Here is a 20,023-nt window from a genome sequence, read left to right on the forward strand (position 1 = left end):
ACATAGAATAAGAAGCCACTTATAGCCTAGTGGCTTTTTTTGTTGCTGATATTTATAAGTAATGTCTATAGTTAGAGTGAAAATAGACAACTGACAAATTTCAGTCACCGCGTTTCAAACTAAGGCGATCAATCTCACCTATGCAAGGTTTAGCAAAACTACTTGTGATTGAAGATAACGCTCAAGCGCGTACCAATCTCAGTAATATATTAGAATTTGTTGGAGAGCAGTGCGAAGCGATCCCTTCGAATCAAATCCACGACATAGACTGGTCACAATTGTGGACTGGCTGCATCATTGGCTCTTTGCAAGGTGATCAGCTCACTGCCGAATTGAGTGAGAAATTATTTAAAGCGAATCATATTCCATTGTTGATCGCTGGTAAGCATTCTTATCCTGTCGATGAATTCACCAATTATGTTGGTGAGCTCGAGTATCCGCTCAATTACCCACAATTAAGTGAAGCACTGCGCCACTGTAAAGATTTTCTTGGTCGCAGAGGGCTCAATATTGTTGCCTCTGCGCGTAAAAATACTCTGTTTCGTAGCTTAGTCGGGCAAAGTCTTGGTATTCAAGATGTTCGCCATCTGATTGAGCAAGTGTCTTCTTCTGAAGCTAACGTACTGATTCTTGGCGAATCAGGTACGGGTAAAGAAGTGGTCGCGCGCAACATTCATTATCATTCTCCACGCCGCGGCGGGCCATTTGTGCCGATTAACTGTGGTGCCATTCCTCCTGACTTACTGGAAAGTGAACTGTTTGGTCATGAGAAAGGGGCATTTACCGGGGCGATTACTGCACGTAAAGGACGCTTTGAACTCGCAGAAGGCGGCACGCTGTTTTTGGATGAAATCGGCGATATGCCGATGCCAATGCAGGTTAAGCTGTTACGCGTTTTGCAAGAGCGCTGCTTTGAACGTGTCGGCGGTAACACCACCATCAAAGTCAATGTTCGTGTTATTGCCGCAACGCACCGTAATTTGGAAGACATGATTAACGATGCTTCATTCCGTGAAGATCTTTACTATCGACTCAATGTGTTCCCAATCGAAACACCGGCGCTGCGTGAACGCCGCGAAGACATTCCGTTGTTATTGCAAGAATTGATGACGCGTATGGAAGCGGAAGGGGCTCAGCCAATCTGTTTCACTCCACGAGCGATCAACTCGTTGATGGAGCATAACTGGCCTGGCAACGTGCGAGAATTGGCGAACTTGGTTGAGCGTATGATCATTCTCTATCCAAATAGCTTAGTGGATGTCAACCATCTGCCGACCAAATACCGCTACAGCGACATTCCAGAGTTTCAACCGGAATACCGTGATTCAAATACAGTAGAAGAAGAAGAGCGTGCAGCGCTGCATGACCTTTTCTCCGGTGAATTTAACTCGGAAAATCTCGATGGTTTCCAAGATGGCAATGCTCCTCAAGCACTGCCTTCAGAAGGGATTAACCTTAAAGAGATGCTCGCAGAACTTGAGATTAACATGATTAACCAAGCGCTGGATGCGCAGGGTGGCGTTGTGGCTCGTGCCGCGGATATGCTGGGTATGCGCCGAACCACCTTAGTTGAAAAAATGCGCAAATATAACCTGCACCGTTAATCGAATGTCATCTGTCAAAAAACTGACCTTTAGTTAAGTTATTGATATTTAACAAAAATAGGCTGGCGTGCTTTTTGCATCCCAGCCTATTGTAGTTTTATAGGCAGAAATACGACATGCAAACAGTACCGTCTCCACAACCAGCAAGTCCATTAGGCTCTTTAGAAGAGCAGGTGGAGCGCTATCAACAAGTGATCGAAGTAATGCCCGCGGGCGTTATTTTGCTCGACACTCAAGGTGTGGTTCATGAAGCCAACCCCGAAGCTCAGCGTTTACTCGAAGTGCCTTTAGTGGGTGAAAAGTGGTTTGCCATCATTCAGCAAGTGTTTGCGCCGCGTGAAGATGACGGTCATGAAATTTCTCTGATTAACGGACGAAAAGTTCGGCTAGCGATTTCTGCTTCTGCAACTGGGCAACTGATTTTAATTACCGACTTAACCGAAACGCGTTTGCTGCAATCGCGAGTGAGTGATCTGCAGCGCTTGTCGTCGATTGGTCGCATGGTTGCATCATTGGCGCATCAAGTAAGAACGCCGCTTTCCAGTGCCATGTTATATGCCTCAAATCTCGCTGCGCCGAATTTACCTGCGGCGACCAAAGATCGCTTTCAAACCAAATTGATGGACAGGCTCTACGATTTGGAAAAGCAGGTTAACGATATGCTGCTGTTTGCCAAAGGCGGAGACAACAAGGTGATTCAGCCATTTAGCATCAGTGAATTGGCCGATGAGTTTTCACCGATGATCGAAGCGGCAGTGAAAAACAACCACATCGATTACGGTTTGGAAGTAGAAGATGGCGACACCATGCTGATGGGCAATGCTAACGCGATAGCTTCGGCTCTAAGTAATCTGGTGATGAACGCAATTCAAATTGCGGGCAAGCAATCGCAACTCGATGTGTTCATGCGCGTGGTCGATGGCGAGTTACGCGTCTCTGTACAAGATAGCGGTCCGGGCGTGCCACCTGAGTTACAAAGCAAAATTATGGAACCTTTTTTTACCACACGTTCGCAAGGAACCGGTCTTGGACTTGCGGTCGTACAAATGGTTTGCCGAGCGCACGATGGGCGCTTGGAACTGTATTCTGAACCAGGCGAAGGCGCTTGTTTCACCGTGTGTATTCCAGTTGAGCGCAATACACAAGCCACACCAGAAATGACAGCGGGAGAATAATGATGGCTCAAAGCAAAGTCTTAATCGTTGAAGATGATGAAGGTCTACGCGAAGCGCTCGTGGATACGCTTGCATTGGCAGGGTATGAATGGCTTGAAGCGGACAGCGCCGAAGATGCGTTGGTAAAACTCAAATCAGAAAACGTCGATATCGTGGTTTCTGATGTGCAGATGGCTGGTATGGGCGGATTGGCGCTACAGCGCAACATTAAACAGCATTGGCCGAATTTACCGGTTTTGCTGATGACCGCTTACGCCAATATTGAAGATGCGGTTACGGCAATGAAAGAGGGCGCTATCGATTATATGGCGAAGCCATTTGCACCAGAAGTGCTACTTAATATGGTCAGCCGCTACGCCCCAGTTAGATCCGACGATAACGGCGATGCTGTGGTTGCCGATGAGAAAAGCCTTAAGTTACTTGCGCTGGCAGATAAAGTGGCGAAAACCGATGCCAATGTCATGGTATTAGGGCCAAGCGGTTCGGGTAAAGAGGTGATGTCACGCTACATCCACAACGCATCGAGTCGTAAAGATGGCCCTTTTGTTGCGATCAACTGTGCGGCGATTCCAGACAACATGCTTGAAGCGACCTTGTTTGGTTATGAAAAAGGCGCCTTTACCGGTGCGGTGCAAGCCTGTCCGGGTAAGTTTGAACAAGCTCAAGGCGGCACCATTTTACTTGATGAAATCAGTGAAATGGACCTCAACCTGCAAGCCAAACTGCTGCGCGTTTTACAAGAACGTGAAGTGGAGCGCTTGGGTGGCCGCAAAGCGATAAAACTCGATGTACGTGTTCTCGCAACCAGTAACCGTGACTTAAAGCAGTATGTGCAAGAAGGCCACTTTCGCGAAGACTTGTATTACCGTCTCAATGTGTTCCCAATCAGCTGGCCTGCGCTAAAAGATCGTCAAGGCGACATTGAACCGCTGGCGAAGCACTTGGTTGAGCGTCATTGTCAAAAATTGGGCATGCCTGTGCCAACCATTTCAAATGGCGCGATCAACAAGTTGCAATCCTATCCATGGCCGGGGAATGTGCGTGAACTTGATAACGTCATTCAACGCGCGCTGATTTTGAGTGAACACGGCAATATCAGTGATGATCACATTCTGCTTGAAGGTGTGGATTGGCAAGACGCCAGCAGCCTACAACACGTGGTTGAAACCGGTACAGTCGCGACGCCTGATATCGCTCCCGTGGCTGAAATGGATGATTGGCAAAGCAATTTGGCCAGTGCGTCAGGTCTTGGTAGCGAACTGAGAGATCAAGAGTATGCGATCATTCTTGAGACCTTGGTTCAATGTAATGGCCGCCGCAAAGAAATGGCTGAGAAGTTGGGTATCAGCCCACGTACGCTTCGATATAAACTAGCCAAAATGCGTGATGCAGGTATAGATATACCGGGTTAAACACTAAATTGAGTGTTATTTTTGAGATGGCATGCAAATTGCTCTATAAGTTTAGAGAGTAACTGTTTGTCAAAGAGTTGACGTCTGAGGTAGTGATGAGAATTGACGGTTTTCAAAATGAAATGCAAGCCATGATGTTGGAAGCGACGGGGTCAAAAGCGAACCCGACTGGACAACAAGTTGGCGCCGATTTTGGCAACATGCTATCGAAAGCGATCAACAATGTGAATGGGCTGCAAAAGACATCGAGCGACATGCAAATGCGCTTTGACCGCGGTGACGAAGACGTTTCCCTGTCGGATGTTATGATTGCCCGCAACAAGTCGAGCGTGGCGTTTGAAGCCACTATTCAAGTACGCAATAAGCTGGTGGAAGCGTACAAAGAATTGATGAACATGCCAGTGTAATTTTTAGGTACGACTTGTGGCTGAGCAAAACCAATCAACAGACCTGACCGTAACGGATCCTGAAGCGAGTACTGCAGTAGCAGCGTCTTCTGATATCGAAATGGAAGAGCAAAACCCAGATTTGGGTGAAAAAAGCTCGTCTAAATTCGATATGGCCGTTGGCGACCTCGACTTGATGCGCCAAGTGGTATTGGTCATCTCTATTTCTATCTGTGTCGCGTTAATCGTGATGCTGTTTTTCTGGGTCAAAGCGCCAGAAATGCGTCCTTTAGGTGCCTACGAGACGGAAGAATTAATTCCTGTTCTTGACCACCTCGATCAACAAAAAATCGATTATAAACTCGATGGCAATACCATTTTGGTGCCATCGAGCGAATACAACAACATCAAACTCGACATGGTGCGCGCTGGTTTAAACACCGAAAAGCAAGCGGGTGACGAAATCTTGCTGCAAGACATGGGTTTTGGTGTTTCGCAGCGTCTTGAGCTTGAGCGTTTGAAACTGAGCCGCGAGCGTCAGTTAGCCAAAGCGATTGAAGAGATGCAGCAAGTGCGTAAAGCACGTGTGCTGTTGGCGCTCCCAAAACAAAGCGTGTTTGTGCGCCAGAATCAAGAAGCGTCAGCGTCGGTATTTTTGACTTTGCGTATGGGCACATCGCTTAAACAAGAAGAAGTGGATTCGATTGTCGACATGGTCGCTAGTGCCGTTCCAGGCATGAAACCAACTCGCATCACCGTCACGGATCAACATGGCCGCTTACTGAGCTCGGGTTCACAGGACCCAGCCTCTGCGGCGCGTCGTAAAGAGCACGAACTTGAACGCAAACAAGAGCAAGCACTGCGCGAAAAAATTGATTCGGTTCTGATTCCGGTTCTTGGGTTGGGTAATTACACCGCCCAAGTGGATATTGAACTGGATTTCAGTGCGGTGGAGCAGACACGTAAGAAGTTCGATCCGAACACACCGTCTACGCGCAGCGAATACACACTTGAAGATTATAACAATGGCAATGTCGTTGCGGGCGTACCGGGCGCATTGAGTAACCAACCGCCGGCGGATGCTTCCATTCCGCAAGATGTGGCGCAAATGAAAGATGGCTCGTTATTAGGCCAAGGTTCGGTGCACAAAGAAGCGACTCGTAACTTTGAACTGGATACCACCATCAGCCATGAGCGTCGCCAAACGGGTGTCGTTAACCGTCAAACGGTTGCGGTTGCGATTAAAGATCGCGCGGTGGTGAATCCAGATACCGGTGAAACCACGTATCAGCCACTTTCCGATGCGCAGCTTAGCAACATTCGTCAGCTGTTAATCGGCGCCGTAGGCTATAGTGAACAACGTGGCGACTTACTTAACGTATTAAGTATGCCGTTTGTTGAGCCTGAGGTAGAACAAGTACAAGATTTGCCGATTTGGGAAAACCCGAACTTCAACGATTGGGTTCGTTGGTTCGCCAGTGCGCTGGTCATCATTGTGGTGATTTTGGTACTGGTTCGCCCGGCAATGAAAAAACTGCTCAACCCAGCGGCCGACGAAGACGACCAACTGTACGGCCCAGATGGCTTACCAATTGGTGCTGATGGCGAAACTAGCCTGATTGGTAGCGACATTGAAGGCGGTGACTTGTTTGAGTTTGGCTCGACGATTGACTTGCCAAACTTACATAAAGATGAAGATGTGCTGAAAGCAGTGCGCGCCTTAGTGGCGAACGAGCCTGAGTTAGCAGCACAAGTTGTGAAGAACTGGATGACCGATGCCTAACGAAATCGTACCTCAAAACCAAGATGGCGAGATGGATGAAAATGCCGTCGATATTGCGACTATTCCCGGTGAAGAGCGCGCTGCGATTCTGCTGTTAAGTCTTAATGAACAAGACGCAGCAGGCATTATTCGCCACCTTGAACCGAAACAGGTTCAGCGTGTTGGTAGCGCGATGGCAAAAGCGAAAGACTTAAGCCAAGGTAAAGTCAGCGCAGTGCATCGCGCCTTTTTGGAAGATATCCAGAAATACACCAACATTGGTATGGGCAGCGAAGACTTCATGCGTAACGCTTTGGTTGCTGCGCTTGGTGAGGACAAAGCCAACAACTTGGTGGATCAGATTCTGCTTGGAACCGGTTCAAAAGGTTTGGATTCACTCAAATGGATGGATCCACGCCAAGTTGCCAGCATTATTCTTAACGAACACCCGCAGATTCAAACCATTGTTTTGTCGTATCTCGAACCGGATCAGTCGGCGGAAATTTTGTCCCAGTTTGCCGAGCGCGACCGACTCGATTTGATGATGCGTATTGCGAACCTTGAAGAAGTTCAACCATCGGCATTGGCAGAGTTGAACGAAATCATGGAGAAACAGTTCGCGGGTCAAGCAGGTGCTCAAGCGGCGAAAATTGGTGGCCTGAAAGCTGCTGCCGAAATCATGAACTACATGGACAACAACATCGAAGGCATTTTGATGGAGCAGATTCGCGATCAAGACGAAGATATGGCGACTCAAATCCAAGACCTTATGTTTGTGTTTGAAAACCTCAACGAAGTCGACGATCAAGGTATTCAAAAACTGCTTCGCGACGTACCACAAGATGTGTTGCAGCGTGCACTTAAAGGTGCTGATGACACCTTACGCGAGAAGATCTTCAAGAACATGTCGAAACGTGCTGCTGAGATGATGCGTGATGACTTAGAAGCTATGGCGCCAATCAAAGTCTCTGACGTGGAAGCGGCGCAGAAAGAAATTCTGGCGATTGCACGTCGTATGGCGGACAGCGGCGAGTTGATGCTGTCTGGCGGCGCCGACGAATTCTTATAATCAGTTTTAATTAAATATGGCGGTTTGCATCGACAAGTGAGGTTTGAACCGCTAAGCAAAGCGAATCAGGAAAGCACATGGCGGGCGAACGAAAACGCGGTTTTTTGCGCATCGAAAATGACGCAGCGGTAGAGCAACCTAAAAAATGGGGGTTGCCTGATTACGGCTTAGAAACACATAAACAAGCCAAAGAGACCGCGCTGAATTACGATCCAAGCTGGACGCCGGTGTTTGACGAGCCAGATGCTGACGAACCGATTGAACTAACCGAAGAGCAGATCGAGCTTATTAAGCAGCAAGCTTATCAGGAGGGTTTGCATCAAGGCCAAGAAGCCGGCTTTAAACAAGGTTACGACAAGGGTAAAGAACAAGGTTTTGAGCAAGGCCATCAAGAGGGCTTAAATGCCGGAAAAATTGAAGGTGTTGCTGCTGGGCAAGAGTTCATTCAAGAGCAAGTTCAAACCTTTATCAATCTTGCCAATCAATTCGCTCAACCTCTTGAGTTAATGAACGCTCAGGTTGAAAAGCAGTTGGTCGACATGGTTTTGACTCTGGTAAAAGAAGTCGTTCACGTTGAAGTTCAAACCAACCCTCAGTTTATTCTCGATACCATCAAGCAATCGGTGGAGATTTTGCCGATTGCTGGCCACGCCATTACGCTAAAACTGCACCCTGATGACGTTGAGATCATTCGCTCATCTTATGGCGAAGAAGAGCTTAACTTTAGAAACTGGACTCTGCATAGCGAACCGGCATTAAATCGCGGTGACGTCGAAATTGAAGCAGGAGAGTCCAGTGTTAATTACAAAGTCGAAGATCGTATTCGCTCTGTGATTCAAAGCTTCTGCGGCGTTAATCGCCACCATCAAGGCAACGAATAATGTTAGCGCTTGCTGAACGTTTAAGTCACTACAAAGCCGAAGGGTTAACCTGCCGGCCAGTTGCGTCTGGAAAGTTGGTACGCGTGGTCGGTTTGACGCTCGAAGCAACAGGTTGCCGCGCGCCGATTGGCAGCTTGTGTAAAGTTGAAACCATGACTGGCGATATGGAAGCTGAAGTGGTTGGCTTTTCCGGCGAACGCCTATTTTTAATGCCCAGTGAGCAAGTCACGGGCGTGTTGCCTGGCGCCAAAGTAACGCCGGTTACCGGCGAAGCTGGGCTTGCGGTTGGTATGGAACTGCTTGGCCGCGTTATTGATGGCGTCGGCAATCCCCTTGACGGACTCGGGCCTATCTATACCGAAAAACGCACCTCTTTCAACTCAGAACCCATCAACCCTCTTGCCCGAAAACCGATAAAAGAGCCTTTGGACGTCGGCATTAAAGCGATTAATGGCTTACTTACGGTCGGCAAAGGTCAGCGTATTGGTCTGTTTGCGGGTTCTGGTGTGGGTAAGTCGGTGACGCTTGGTATGATGACGCGCGGTACCAATGCGCAAGTCGTCGTGGTCGGGCTCATTGGTGAGCGTGGACGAGAAGTTAAAGAATTCATTGAAGAGATCCTCGGTGTTGACGGCCGTCAGCGTTCTGTGGTCGTGGCCGCTCCCGCCGATGCTTCGCCACTGATGCGTCTTAAGGGGTGTCAAACGGCGCTTACGGTTGCGGAATATTTTCGCGACCAAGGTTTGGATGTGCTGTTGCTGCTCGACTCGTTAACTCGTTTTGCTCAGGCGCAGCGTGAAATTGCGCTGTCGGTGGGCGAGCCACCCGCAACCAAAGGTTATCCGCCATCGGTGTTTGCTAAGCTGCCCGCGTTGGTTGAACGTGCTGGTAATGGCGATGAAAATCAGGGCTCAATTACTGCATTTTTTACGGTGTTAACTGAAGGGGACGATCTTCAAGACCCGATCGCCGATGCTTCAAGGGCCATCCTCGATGGTCACGTGGTGCTGTCTCGCGAAATGGCCGACGCCGGGCATTATCCAGCCATCGACGTCGAAAAATCGGTCAGTCGTGTCATGCCGCAAATTACTACCGATGAGCATATGCTGATGTCAAAAGCGGTACGCCAAGTGCTGTCGGTGTGCCGTAAAAACCAAGATTTGGTATCGATCGGCGCTTATAAACCGGGTACGGATCCGGCCATTGATAGCGCATTTACCATCAAGCCGAAGTTAGATGAATATCTGCAGCAGAGTATGAAAGAAAGTGTGCCATACGATATGTGCGTCAATATGCTCAAGAGCTTACTTGGAGGCTAATCGGCGATGGAAAACGCATTAGATTTCTTACTTGAACAGTCAAAAGAGCGCGAAAACCAAGCGGTGATGGCGCTGGGGCAAGCTCGTACTGAACTGGATAATTACTATCGTCAGCTTTCGCAAATCGAACAGTATCGCCTCGATTATTGCCAGCAGTTGGTTGAGCGCGGTCAATCTGGGCTAACCGCCAGTCAATACACTCATCTCAATCGATTTTTAACGTCACTGGATGAAACCTTAGCCAAACAAAAGCAGGCCGAAACTCATTTCAAACACCAAGTTGAAAACTGCGAACAACATTGGATGGAGACTCGTAAGCAGCGTCGATCTTATGAATGGCTGATGGAAAAAAAACATAACGAACGCTTACGTTTACAAGAGAAGCGTGAACAAAAAGTCATGGATGAATTTTCCACCTTGCAATATGCAAGACGTCTTTCTCAAGGCAATGATTTTTCGTGAATTTAATTTTATAAAAATAACTGGCTCGTATATTGCTTTAATACTTTAGTTAAAATTATTTTCCGTAATGATGAATCGCGTGAGTGGCGTCTATGAATGTAAATTTAATGCCGTCGTCAGAGAGCAGTAAGCTGACGAAAGCATCCTCAGAAGTGGAGTCTTCTGCTAAAGAGTCGGAATCCCATGATGGATTTTTTGCCAAGTTAATGTCGTTGGTGACGGGTGAGCACAGCCGTGAAGCGTCGAAGGCTGCAGGTGATGCGGTTGATAAACTCCATAGTGGCGAAGGCGATGCCGAGGTTGCTAAAGGCGAATCAGCGCCTGAAGGCAAAGTGATTTCTGAAGACAAAGTGGCTTCTGAGGGCGATGAATCTGAGCAAGCGCTCCTTGAGCAGGCCGATGGCGATCGGTTAGTTGCTGCTGAAAGTAGCGAGGAGCAGCAAGACTCTGAAAAGATTTTAGCCAAAGGTGGCGAGATTCTTGAGCGTTTAGGTGAAGCAAATCGCGCGTTGCAAAAAGGTGGCAAAACTTTGCCTCTTGAAGACGACGCCGAGCAGGAAATTTCTGAACTGAAGGGCTTACCTGAGTCGGCCAAAGCCTTTATTCAAGGTCAGGTCGCAAGCTCAAAAGCCGCGAGTTCGACAGATTCAGCAAAATCTGATGGCAAAATCAGCGAGCAGGAATTGACGGACGAAGATAAGCCAGATTCAATGGCTGGCGTTGAGGTTCTGGGTAAAAATATCGTCTGGGGCGCAAGTGATGATGCTAAAGCAAGCAAAGACGCTTCCATTAGCAAGGATGGTCAAAGCATAAAAGCGCCGAGTGCAACGCCTGTTGCCGGCTCAGTCGCTCAAGCTTTAGCAGCCGCGCAGCCAGAAAAACCAGGCCAGCAAGCGGCTATAAACGCCGAGCTTAATGGTGCACAGTTGACGACAGTGCAGGGCGAGAAAGCCACCGCGGCGGTTGAAGGTGAAGCCTTGAAAGCGGCGTTGGGTAAGTCTATGACGGCGAATCTGGGCAAAAATGTTCAGGCGGAAAAATTGGCGACTGCTGCTCTGGGTCAAGATGATAGCTTTGCCAATCAATTAGCTCATGCGGCGGGCCATCAGGGGCAAAGTAATGCGCTAAACCCTTTGATGCGAGCAGACCAAACCGCAGCAGCGCAGCAGCCGTTAGTCTTGCAGCGTGATATGGCGGGTGAACAGCTGGCTGAACGCGTGCAGATGATGTTGTCTAAGAATTTAAAAAATATTGATATTCGCCTCGATCCGCCAGAACTTGGCCGGTTGCATATTCGCATGAATATGAATGGCGATGCGGCGAGTGTCCAATTCACGGTATCGAACCCGCAAGCCCGCGACATGATTGAGCAATCTATGCCAAGGCTTCGTGAAATGTTGACTCAGCAGGGGCTACAACTTGCCGATACTTCGGTGCAGCAACAAAGCGCCGGTCAACAGCAGAGCAGTTATGCGCAGCAAGGTAACGGTTCTGAATCGGGTGAATTGGCGACAAATACCGCAGTTGGAGATGAAAACCTTGATGCTAACGTAAAAGTTGATGTCAATGTAGCAACAAAGCGTGATGGAATCAGTTATTACGCTTAAACTATAAAAAAACAGAACAATTAGAGAGCGTTATGGCAGACGAACAGTTAGACCAAGAAGCCCCCAAAGGAAAAGGCAAGCTTCTCATTATTATTATTGCTGTGGTGGTTCTTTTACTCGGTGGCGGCGGCGCTGCCTTTTTCCTCATGGGTTCCGACGATGGCGATAGTGGTGATTCTGCTGCTGCCGCTCAACAAGTTGCGACACCGGATCAGCCCGTTTCTTATGTTAATATCGCCCAGCCGTTTATCTTCAACGTCGCTGGTGAGAAACGTGATCGCATGGTGCAGATTAAAGTTCAACTTATGGTACGCGGCTCAGAAAATGAAAACCTTGCCCGCTATCATTCACCTTTAATTGAAAGCTCTTTGTTGGCAACCTTTGCCTCGGCGACGGTTGATCAACTAAGAACTGCGACTGGTCGTGTTGAACTGCGCAACAAGGCTACCGAAGATATTAAAGCGAGTTTGACTCGCGCTGTCGGACAGCCCGTTATTGAACGTGTGCTGTTCACTGATTTTGTAATGCAATAAGGTGAAGCGTGACCGATTTATTAAGTCAAGACGAAATTGATGCACTGCTTCACGGCGTAGATGACGTCGATGAAGTAGATGATCATGGTGTCGAAGAAGAAACTTCGGCCGTCAGTTTCGACTTCTCTTCTCAAGACCGCATTGTTCGTGGTCGAATGCCAACGCTTGAACTGATCAACGAACGTTTTGCTCGTCACTTGCGGATCAGCTTGTTTAACATGCTGCGTAAAACCGCCGAAGTTTCGATTAACGGCGTACAAATGATGAAGTTTGGTGAATACCAAAATACCTTGTATGTCCCAACCAGCTTGAACATGGTGCGTTTTCGCCCACTCAAAGGCACCGCATTAATCACCATGGAAGCACGCTTGGTGTTTATTTTGGTGGAAAACTTTTTTGGCGGCGATGGGCGATTCCATGCTCGTATTGAAGGGCGGGAATTTACCCCAACCGAGCGACGTATTATTCAGCTGCTGCTGAAAATCGTATTTGAAGATTACAAAGAAGCGTGGGCGCCAGTTATGGGCGTCGAGTTTGAGTATCTCGATTCCGAAGTGAACCCAAGCATGGCGAATATTGTATCGCCGACGGAAGTGATCGTCGTAAGTTCGTTCCACGTTGAGGTGGATGGCGGTGGCGGTGATTTCCACGTGGTCATGCCATACTCAATGGTTGAGCCGATTCGCGAACTGCTGGATGCGGGTGTGCAGTCGGACAAAATGGAAACGGACGTGCGCTGGAGCAGTGCACTGCGTGAAGAGATCATGGACGTACCGGTGAATTTTCGCGTCAACCTGCTTGAACAAGATATTTCCTTGCGTGATTTGATGGAACTTCGTCCTGGCGACATTATTCCAATTCATATGCCAGAGCACGCAACCATGTTTGTTGAAGAGTTGCCCACTTACCGTGTGAAGATGGGACGCTCCGGCGATAACGCCGCGATTCAAATTTCTGAACGAATTCGTAGGCCCGATGTGGTGAAAACCGACATCGCTTTTCTGGGCAAAGACGTGATGTCCGATTTTGACGTAGACGAAGACGAAATCGAAGATTAATCACGATATAAATAAGAGATAATAGGTAACAGAGTATGGAACCAAGTGACGACCAAAAACTTGCTGACGAATGGGCGGCCGCTTTAGGCGAAGACCCAAGTGCGCCAGATATGGACACCGATGAGGTGATGGCCGCACAGCTGGATGAATTAAAGGACACTTCGTCGCCAATTTCAGAAGATGAACGCCGCAAACTGGATACCATTCTGGATATTCCCGTCACCATTTCGATGGAAGTCGGCCGTTCGCAAATCAGCATTCGTAACTTACTGCAATTAAACCAAGGTTCAGTGGTTGAACTGGAGCGTTTAGCGGGTGAATCTTTGGACGTTCTGGTTAACGGCACCTTGATCGCGCACGGTGAAGTGGTTGTGGTCAACGATAAATTCGGTATTCGTTTGACGGATGTGATTAGCCAAACTGAGCGAATTAAGAAGTTAAGGTAGTTTATGAATATGCGATGGCTCGGGCTTTTGCTCTTTGTTCCACAACTGTCTTGGGCGGTGGGTGAGGCTAATTCCGCTGCACAGCTAGATTGGGCAACCACATTTGGTTCACTGATTTTTGTTCTGGCATTTATCTTATTGCTGGCATGGCTACTCAAGCGAATGCGCTTTCCAACCATGACCAATCAAAAAGGCCTCAATATTGTTCGTCAGCTGCCAGTTGGAACCAAAGAGCGAATCGTGATTGTGCAGGCGGGGGAAGAACAGTTTCTCGTTGGTGTTACGAGCCAGTCGATTCAGCTGATTTCCAAGCTGGAAACGCCGTTATCCGAACAGGAGTTAGAACCGGCTCCGTTTGCTAATCAACTGACGCAACTGTTGAAAAAGAATGCCAAATAAATCTTTATTGCTCAGCATGGTCATTATGACCATGCTTGCGCTTTTCTCACCATGGTCGATGGCTCAACAAGAGCTAGAAACCCCAATTCCATCCAACGCTACAGGCGCCAGTGATGTCACTGTCCGTGCGATGGAAAAAGAGAGCGCAAACTCGAAAACCATTTCGACCAGTAGCTTATCCGGTGGCGGTGCAGGGATTCCTGCCTTTACCATGACCACCAATGCCGATGGTAGCGAAGACTACTCCATCAACCTACAAATTCTCGCTTTGATGACCATGCTGGGCTTTTTGCCTGCCATGGTCATTTTGATGACCTCGTTTACGCGAATTGTGGTGGTGATGTCGATTTTGCGCCAAGCGATGGGCTTGCAACAAACGCCATCCAACCAAGTGATTATCGGTATCGCGATATTTTTGACTTTCTTCATTATGTCACCGGTGCTGAGCAAAATTAACGATCAAGCGATTCAGCCTTACCTCAACGAACAGATCTCTGCTCGCCAAGCGTTTGATACGGCGCAAATTCCGATGCGCGAATTCATGCTTAAGCAGACGCGCGTTAAAGATTTGGAAACCTTTGTAAACATTTCAGGCTCTGATGCGCAAAACCCTGAAGATGTGTCGATGGCGGTGTTGATTCCCGCGTTTATTACCTCCGAACTCAAAACCGCCTTCCAGATCGGTTTTATGCTGTTCTTGCCGTTTTTGATCATCGACTTGGTGGTTGCATCGGTATTGATGGCAATGGGTATGATGATGCTGTCACCAATGATCGTGTCGTTGCCATTTAAACTGATGTTGTTTGTCTTAGTCGACGGTTGGAACTTGATTCTATCGACGCTGGCAGGCAGCTTTGCGATGTAGGGAGACGCTATGACTCCTGAAATGTTCGTCGAATTATTTCGCGAAGCTCTATGGATGGTGCTAATGATGGTCTGCGCGATCATCATTCCGAGTTTGCTTATCGGTTTGGTGGTGGCGATTTTCCAAGCGGCAACCTCGATCAACGAACAAACATTGAGTTTTTTGCCGCGTCTGATCGTGACTTTATTGGCGTTGATGATGTTTGCCCACTGGATGACGCAGACTCTGATGGACTTCTTCTACACCATGATTGAACGTCTGCCTCAGGTGCTGTACTAGGAGGCGCTATGGAGTATCCTGCTAGCGTCGTTCTTGATTGGCTCGCCAACTATTTTTGGCCCTATGCACGCATTTCCTCGATGCTAATGGTGATGTCGGTGACTGGGGCGCGCTTTGTCTCTACTCGTATCCGTCTTTATTTGGGGCTGGCGATTACGCTGGCCATCATGCCTGCCATTCCTGCGGTACCCGACAATATTGAACTGCTCTCTTTTCAGGGCTTTATGGTGCTGCTGGAGCAGATCATCATCGGTGTCGCGATGGGTACCATCACTCAGTTTATGATTCAAACTTTCGTTATTTTGGGTCAAATTTTGGGTATGCAGTCGAGCTTGGGTTTTGCGTCTATGGTTGACCCTGCCAACGGGCAGAATACGCCGCTGCTCGGTCAGCTATTTATGTTCCTCGCCACGCTCTTTTTTCTTGCCACCGATGGTCATTTAAAGATGATTCACTTAGTGGCGCTGAGTTTTAAATCGTTACCGATTGGCTCGGGGCGCTTAAACGCTGTGGATTTTCGAGAATTGGCGCAGTGGCTTGGCATCATGTTTAAAGTGGCGCTGAGTATGTCGCTGTCGGGGATTATTGCACTGTTGACCATTAACCTCTCGTTTGGTGTGATGACCCGCGCGGCGCCGCAGCTGAACATCTTCTCGCTGGGCTTTGCGTTTGCATTAATGGTTGGATTATTGCTGTGCTGGTACATTCTGTCAGGTTTATATGCGCACTATAATCTGTTTTGGCCTGATGTGGAGGGGCAGATTTGCCGCTTCATACGCTTGGATTGTTAAGGGCTAGGAGGCTGATATGGCAGAATCAGACGGTCAAGAACGTACCGAAGAAGCCACGCCCAAGCGCTTGCAACAGGCGCGAGAAAAAGGGCAGGTTGCAAGGTCAAAAGAGTTAGCGTCGGTTTCCGTTCTGGTGGTGGGCGCGATTTCATTAATGTGGTTTGGCGATTCGCTGGCCAATGGCTTGTTCCATACCATGGGTAGGCTATTTAGCTTAAGCCGCGAAGAAATTTTTGATGTGCCTAAGCTGTTCGACATCGTATTGGGCGCACTCTCGAGTCTGATTTTGCCGCTGCTGCTGATCCTGATTACGCTATTTGTTGCCGCGACCATCGGCGCAGCAGGCGTTGGCGGGATCAATTTTTCGATGGAAGCGGCGCGGCCGAAACTTTCCAAAATGAACCCACTTAGCGGCATCAAACGTATGGTCGGAATGCAGAGCTGGGTTGAACTTATCAAATCGATTTTGAAAGTGGCGCTGGTGTCGGGTGTTGCCTTCTACCTGATCAATTCCGCCAAAGCTGACCTGTTTCAGCTCAGTATGGATGTGTTTCCGCAAAACATCTTTCACGCCCTAGATATTCTGCTTAATTTTATCCTGTTGATTAGCTGTTCGCTGCTGGTGGTGGTGGCTATCGATATTCCATTCCAGCTGTGGCAGCACACCAATCAGCTTAAAATGACTAAGCAAGAGGTCAAAGACGAATACAAAGAAACCGAAGGGAAACCGGAAGTCAAAGGGCGTATTCGTATGTTGCAACGTGAAGCAGCTCAGCGCCGAATGATGGCGGATGTCCCGCAAGCGGATGTTATTGTCACCAACCCGGAGCACTTCTCGGTGGCACTGCGTTATAAGCATGACACCGATCGCGCGCCAGTTGTGGTGGCAAAAGGGGTGGATCATTTAGCGCTAAAAATTCGTGAAGTGGCGCGCGAGCACGATATCTATGTGATTCCAGCGCCGCCACTGGCGCGTGCGCTGTACCATACCACTGAGCTGGAACAAGAAATTCCAGACGGTTTGTTTACCGCGGTGGCGCAAATTCTGGCGTATGTTTTCCAGCTAAAACAGTACCGTAAGCGTGGTGGTCAGCGTCCGAAGTTGAAACCGGAGGAGTTGCCAATTCCGCCGGATCTTCGCCACTAAATGCGTCTAGAAAGGTTACTTTTCAGGGATGGAGAGTAGCACCAGCAGCGCACCATTTCCGCCAAACTCAAGCGGAGCTTGGTGAAACGCCATTACATCTGGGTGCTGTGCAAGCCACAGTGGTGCTTGCTGTTTTAGAATATGTTTGCCGATGCCATGTTGCACACAGGCGCAGTGAACATTGTTTTTCACGCAGTAGGCAATCATCGAACCAAGCTCCCGTTTGGCCTCAACTTGCGTCATTCCGTGCATATCCAAAAAAACATCCGGCACATACACACCACGACGCAGCCGTTTTACTTCATAATTAGAAACATCACTACGCGCGTAACGAGTCGGACCATCGTCACTCAGATGGGGGACGAATTCGTCGGAGAAGTAAAACTCGTTGTCGCTCGATTCACGTTGGTTACGCAGGATCTCTTTTTGTTTAGTGTTTCTTTTTGGCTGCTGGACTATGGTATCCTGTTGCAACTTTTTGACGCCTTGCATCGCTTCCTTGAATAAGGAGAAATCGTCATCTAAATGGGAGTCTTTATCGCTCATTGGATTGTATCAACGGTTTGTTCAAATCAAGTTGGCGGTATTGTAGCGCTTTTCGGAGGCAATTTTGGATAAGATTTTTATTGAAGAAGCAGTTTCAGAACTTCATACGCTTCAGGATATGATTCGCTGGACGGTAAGTCGTTTTAACGCTGCCAATCTTTTCTACGGTCAAGGGACCGATAATGCTTGGGACGAAGCGGTTCAGCTTATCCTTCCTACACTCTATTTGCCGATAGATGTCCCTCCGCATGTATTGAATTCTCGTTTAACCAGTAGTGAGCGTTTGCGCATTGTTGAACGTGTGATTCGTCGTATTAACGAAAAAACCCCAACCGCGTACCTAACCAACAAAGCGTGGTTCTGCGGTTTAGAGTTTTTCGTCGATGAGCGCGTGTTGGTGCCACGTTCACCGATTGGCGAGCTGATTCAGAATCAGTTCCAGCCATGGTTGGTGGAAGAACCAATGCGCATTATGGATATGTGTACTGGCAGCGGCTGTATTGCGATTGCTTGTGCGCATGCTTTTCCAGATGCCGAAGTGGATGCGATTGATATCTCTCCGGGCGCTTTGGAAGTGGCTGAGCAAAATATTCAAGATCACGGCATGGAGCAGCAGGTATTTCCTATTCGCTCGGATTTGTTCCGTGACCTGACGCAAGAGAAGTACAACTTGATTGTCACTAATCCACCGTATGTGGATGAAGAAGACATGAGCAACTTGCCAGAAGAATTTACTCATGAGCCAGAACTCGGCTTAGCGGCGGGCAGTGACGGCCTGAAACTCGTGCGCCGCATTTTGGCGAATGCGCCTGATTATCTCACCGATGACGGTATTTTGATCTGTGAAGTGGGCAATTCCATGGTGCATATGATGGAACAGTACCCTGAGATTCCGTTTACTTGGATTGAGTTTGAAAACGGCGGTCATGGCGTATTTATGCTGACTCGCGCTCAATTGGTCGACTGCGCAGCGGAATTCTCACTTTATAAAGATTAAGTGAGTTTGTATCAGTGATGAATTGAAAGATGCCAGCAATAAGCTGGCATTTTTTTATTCAAACAGAATGCGGATTTGATCGATTTTAGGGCTTTACATCCAAGAATAGAAAAGCGAGTATGAAAATACGAACAATGGAACGCACGGTTGATAGTGAAGGGCTCACTATCCCGCGAATTTGAGGAACTAATGGCAGGAAATAGCATCGGACAACATTTCCGAGTAACCACGTTTGGCGAAAGTCACGGCATCGCATTGGGCTGCGTCGTTGACGGTTGTCCTCCCGGCTTAGAGATCAGTGAAACGGATCTGCAAACCGATCTCGATCGACGTAAACCGGGCACGTCGCGTTACACCACCCAACGTCGAGAGGCGGATGAAGTTAAAATCCTTTCTGGCGTGTTCGAAGGTAAAACCACCGGTACATCAATTGGCTTGCTGATTGAAAACACCGATCAGCGTTCGAAAGATTACTCTGATATCAAAGACAAATTCCGTCCCGGTCACGCTGACTATACCTATCATCAAAAGTATGGCATTCGCGATTATCGCGGCGGGGGTCGTTCATCGGCGCGCGAAACGGCGATGCGTGTGGCGGCAGGTGCGATTGCGAAGAAATACCTTAAGCAAGTGTTTGGCGTTGAAATTCGCGCCTATCTAGCGCAAATGGGCGATATTTCTATCGACAAAGTCGATTGGAATGAAATCGAGAACAACGCGTTCTTCTGCCCAGATGTGGACAAAGTCGACCAATTTGACCAATTGATTCGTGACTTAAAGAAAGAGGGCGATTCGATTGGCGCTAAAATTCAAGTCGTTGCGACGCAAGTGCCAGTCGGCCTCGGTGAGCCAGTATTTGACCGTCTTGATGCGGATATTGCTCATGCGTTAATGAGCATTAATGCGGTGAAAGGCGTTGAAATCGGCGATGGTTTCGATGTGGTTGGGCAAAAAGGCAGTCAGCATCGCGATACCCTTAGCCCAGAAGGCTTTGGCAGCAACCACGCTGGTGGCATTTTGGGCGGGATTTCAACCGGTCAAGACATCGTTGCCAACATTGCGCTGAAACCGACATCCAGCATTACCGTACCGGGTAAAACCATTACTAAGCAGGGTGAGCCGACTGAGCTTATCACCAAAGGCCGCCACGACCCATGTGTGGGTATTCGCGCGGTGCCGATCGCGGAAGCGATGTTGGCGATTGTATTGATGGATCATTTACTGCGTCATCGCGGTCAGAACTTTGCGGTCGAAACTGAAACGCCAAAAATCTGATGATTTGAGC

At 48.4% G+C, this 20,023-nt stretch carries 21 protein-coding genes; 20 read left to right on the forward strand and 1 reads right to left on the reverse strand.

What is annotated here, in order from left to right:
* Positions 1-140: 140 nt before the first annotated feature.
* The 18 genes from BLS03_RS14990 (at position 141) to flhB (ending at position 17,195) form a co-directional block, all read left to right on the forward strand.
* A complete protein-coding gene (locus tag BLS03_RS14990; RefSeq protein ID WP_093275595.1) occupies positions 141-1,604 on the forward strand; it encodes a sigma-54 dependent transcriptional regulator in 1,464 nt (487 codons plus the stop codon).
* A gap of 116 nt (positions 1,605-1,720) precedes the next feature.
* Positions 1,721-2,779 carry a sensor histidine kinase gene (locus BLS03_RS14995; protein WP_093275598.1) on the forward strand — a complete coding sequence of 353 codons (1,059 nt, stop codon included), beginning with the start codon at positions 1,721-1,723 and terminating at the stop codon, positions 2,777-2,779.
* Between the two features lie 2 nt (positions 2,780-2,781).
* The gene (locus BLS03_RS15000) at positions 2,782-4,191 is read left to right on the forward strand and encodes a sigma-54-dependent transcriptional regulator (protein ID WP_093275601.1); all 1,410 of its coding nucleotides are present in this window, start codon (positions 2,782-2,784) and stop codon (positions 4,189-4,191) included.
* 95 nt (positions 4,192-4,286) lie between these two features.
* Positions 4,287-4,598, forward strand: coding sequence for a flagellar hook-basal body complex protein FliE (fliE, locus tag BLS03_RS15005; RefSeq protein ID WP_093275603.1), 312 nt, complete (start codon positions 4,287-4,289; stop codon positions 4,596-4,598).
* A gap of 16 nt (positions 4,599-4,614) precedes the next feature.
* On the forward strand, positions 4,615-6,360 hold the full coding sequence (fliF, locus tag BLS03_RS15010; RefSeq protein WP_093275607.1) for a flagellar basal-body MS-ring/collar protein FliF: 1,746 nt from the start codon (positions 4,615-4,617) through the stop codon (positions 6,358-6,360).
* Positions 6,353-7,408, forward strand: a complete 1,056-nt coding sequence (fliG, locus tag BLS03_RS15015; protein WP_093275609.1) for a flagellar motor switch protein FliG — start codon at positions 6,353-6,355, stop codon at positions 7,406-7,408. Before fliF ends, fliG begins: the two co-directional genes overlap by 8 nt.
* A gap of 77 nt (positions 7,409-7,485) precedes the next feature.
* Positions 7,486-8,289 (forward strand): flagellar assembly protein FliH, encoded by an 804-nt coding sequence (gene fliH / locus BLS03_RS15020; RefSeq protein ID WP_093275611.1) that lies wholly within the window; start codon positions 7,486-7,488, stop codon positions 8,287-8,289.
* Entirely contained in the window at positions 8,289-9,608 is a 1,320-nt protein-coding gene (gene fliI, locus BLS03_RS15025) for a flagellar protein export ATPase FliI (RefSeq protein WP_093275613.1), read from the forward strand. Before fliH ends, fliI begins: the two co-directional genes overlap by 1 nt.
* Positions 9,609-9,614: 6 nt before the next feature.
* Positions 9,615-10,070, forward strand: coding sequence for a flagellar export protein FliJ (fliJ, locus tag BLS03_RS15030; RefSeq protein WP_093275615.1), 456 nt, complete (start codon positions 9,615-9,617; stop codon positions 10,068-10,070).
* A gap of 92 nt (positions 10,071-10,162) precedes the next feature.
* Positions 10,163-11,677, forward strand: a complete 1,515-nt coding sequence (locus BLS03_RS15035; protein WP_093275618.1) for a flagellar hook-length control protein FliK — start codon at positions 10,163-10,165, stop codon at positions 11,675-11,677.
* 32 nt (positions 11,678-11,709) lie between these two features.
* On the forward strand, positions 11,710-12,210 hold the full coding sequence (gene fliL / locus BLS03_RS15040; RefSeq protein ID WP_093275620.1) for a flagellar basal body-associated protein FliL: 501 nt from the start codon (positions 11,710-11,712) through the stop codon (positions 12,208-12,210).
* A gap of 8 nt (positions 12,211-12,218) precedes the next feature.
* Positions 12,219-13,268, forward strand: coding sequence for a flagellar motor switch protein FliM (gene fliM, locus BLS03_RS15045; RefSeq protein ID WP_093275622.1), 1,050 nt, complete (start codon positions 12,219-12,221; stop codon positions 13,266-13,268).
* Positions 13,269-13,303: 35 nt separating this feature from the next.
* Complete coding sequence (fliN, locus tag BLS03_RS15050; RefSeq protein WP_093275624.1) at positions 13,304-13,714, forward strand: flagellar motor switch protein FliN; 411 nt, start codon at positions 13,304-13,306, stop codon at positions 13,712-13,714.
* Between the two features lie 9 nt (positions 13,715-13,723).
* Entirely contained in the window at positions 13,724-14,113 is a 390-nt protein-coding gene (gene fliO, locus BLS03_RS15055; protein ID WP_093275677.1) for a flagellar biosynthetic protein FliO, read from the forward strand.
* Between the two features lie 25 nt (positions 14,114-14,138).
* Positions 14,139-14,978 carry a flagellar type III secretion system pore protein FliP gene (gene fliP / locus BLS03_RS15060; RefSeq protein ID WP_425445115.1) on the forward strand — a complete coding sequence of 280 codons (840 nt, stop codon included), beginning with the start codon at positions 14,139-14,141 and terminating at the stop codon, positions 14,976-14,978.
* Between the two features lie 9 nt (positions 14,979-14,987).
* Positions 14,988-15,257, forward strand: coding sequence for a flagellar biosynthesis protein FliQ (gene fliQ / locus BLS03_RS15065; RefSeq protein ID WP_093275629.1), 270 nt, complete (start codon positions 14,988-14,990; stop codon positions 15,255-15,257).
* Between the two features lie 8 nt (positions 15,258-15,265).
* Positions 15,266-16,048 (forward strand): flagellar biosynthetic protein FliR, encoded by a 783-nt coding sequence (gene fliR / locus BLS03_RS15070; RefSeq protein WP_093275631.1) that lies wholly within the window; start codon positions 15,266-15,268, stop codon positions 16,046-16,048.
* Between the two features lie 16 nt (positions 16,049-16,064).
* A complete protein-coding gene (gene flhB / locus BLS03_RS15075; RefSeq protein WP_093275634.1) occupies positions 16,065-17,195 on the forward strand; it encodes a flagellar biosynthesis protein FlhB in 1,131 nt (376 codons plus the stop codon).
* 15 nt (positions 17,196-17,210) lie between these two features.
* Here the strand turns inward: flhB and smrB are convergent, their stop codons facing one another.
* On the reverse strand, positions 17,211-17,741 hold the full coding sequence (gene smrB, locus BLS03_RS15080) for an endonuclease SmrB (protein ID WP_093275637.1): 531 nt from the start codon (positions 17,739-17,741) through the stop codon (positions 17,211-17,213).
* A 64-nt stretch (positions 17,742-17,805) separates the two neighbouring features.
* Between smrB and prmB the strand changes: the two genes are divergently transcribed.
* Positions 17,806-18,738: a 50S ribosomal protein L3 N(5)-glutamine methyltransferase gene (prmB, locus tag BLS03_RS15085; protein ID WP_093275639.1), complete on the forward strand. Its 933-nt coding sequence runs from the start codon at positions 17,806-17,808 to the stop codon at positions 18,736-18,738.
* Positions 18,739-18,927: 189 nt separating this feature from the next.
* Entirely contained in the window at positions 18,928-20,013 is a 1,086-nt protein-coding gene (gene aroC / locus BLS03_RS15090) for a chorismate synthase (RefSeq protein ID WP_093275642.1), read from the forward strand.
* Positions 20,014-20,023 lie beyond the last annotated feature (10 nt).

Origin of the sequence: Vibrio xiamenensis (genome assembly GCF_900100015.1) — a bacterium.
Lineage (GTDB): Bacteria > Pseudomonadota > Gammaproteobacteria > Enterobacterales > Vibrionaceae > Vibrio > Vibrio xiamenensis.

Excerpts from the sequence above, each read along its gene's own strand:
- BLS03_RS14990 (WP_093275595.1), top strand. The coding sequence starts at position 141 with ATGCAAGGTTTAGCAAAACTACTTGTGATTGAAGATAACGCTCAAGCG.
- BLS03_RS14995 (WP_093275598.1), top strand. The coding sequence starts at position 1,721 with ATGCAAACAGTACCGTCTCCACAACCAGCAAGTCCATTAGGCTCTTTA.
- BLS03_RS15000 (WP_093275601.1), top strand. The coding sequence starts at position 2,782 with ATGGCTCAAAGCAAAGTCTTAATCGTTGAAGATGATGAAGGTCTACGC.
- fliE (WP_093275603.1), top strand. The coding sequence starts at position 4,287 with ATGAGAATTGACGGTTTTCAAAATGAAATGCAAGCCATGATGTTGGAA.
- fliG (WP_093275609.1), top strand. The coding sequence starts at position 6,353 with ATGCCTAACGAAATCGTACCTCAAAACCAAGATGGCGAGATGGATGAA.
- fliH (WP_093275611.1), top strand. The coding sequence starts at position 7,486 with ATGGCGGGCGAACGAAAACGCGGTTTTTTGCGCATCGAAAATGACGCA.
- fliI (WP_093275613.1), top strand. The coding sequence starts at position 8,289 with ATGTTAGCGCTTGCTGAACGTTTAAGTCACTACAAAGCCGAAGGGTTA.
- fliJ (WP_093275615.1), top strand. The coding sequence starts at position 9,615 with ATGGAAAACGCATTAGATTTCTTACTTGAACAGTCAAAAGAGCGCGAA.
- BLS03_RS15035 (WP_093275618.1), top strand. The coding sequence starts at position 10,163 with ATGAATGTAAATTTAATGCCGTCGTCAGAGAGCAGTAAGCTGACGAAA.
- fliL (WP_093275620.1), top strand. The coding sequence starts at position 11,710 with ATGGCAGACGAACAGTTAGACCAAGAAGCCCCCAAAGGAAAAGGCAAG.
- fliN (WP_093275624.1), top strand. The coding sequence starts at position 13,304 with ATGGAACCAAGTGACGACCAAAAACTTGCTGACGAATGGGCGGCCGCT.
- fliO (WP_093275677.1), top strand. The coding sequence starts at position 13,724 with ATGCGATGGCTCGGGCTTTTGCTCTTTGTTCCACAACTGTCTTGGGCG.
- fliP (WP_425445115.1), top strand. The coding sequence starts at position 14,139 with ATGACCATGCTTGCGCTTTTCTCACCATGGTCGATGGCTCAACAAGAG.
- fliQ (WP_093275629.1), top strand. The coding sequence starts at position 14,988 with ATGACTCCTGAAATGTTCGTCGAATTATTTCGCGAAGCTCTATGGATG.
- fliR (WP_093275631.1), top strand. The coding sequence starts at position 15,266 with ATGGAGTATCCTGCTAGCGTCGTTCTTGATTGGCTCGCCAACTATTTT.
- flhB (WP_093275634.1), top strand. The coding sequence starts at position 16,065 with ATGGCAGAATCAGACGGTCAAGAACGTACCGAAGAAGCCACGCCCAAG.
- smrB (WP_093275637.1), bottom strand. The coding sequence starts at position 17,741 with ATGAGCGATAAAGACTCCCATTTAGATGACGATTTCTCCTTATTCAAG.
- aroC (WP_093275642.1), top strand. The coding sequence starts at position 18,928 with ATGGCAGGAAATAGCATCGGACAACATTTCCGAGTAACCACGTTTGGC.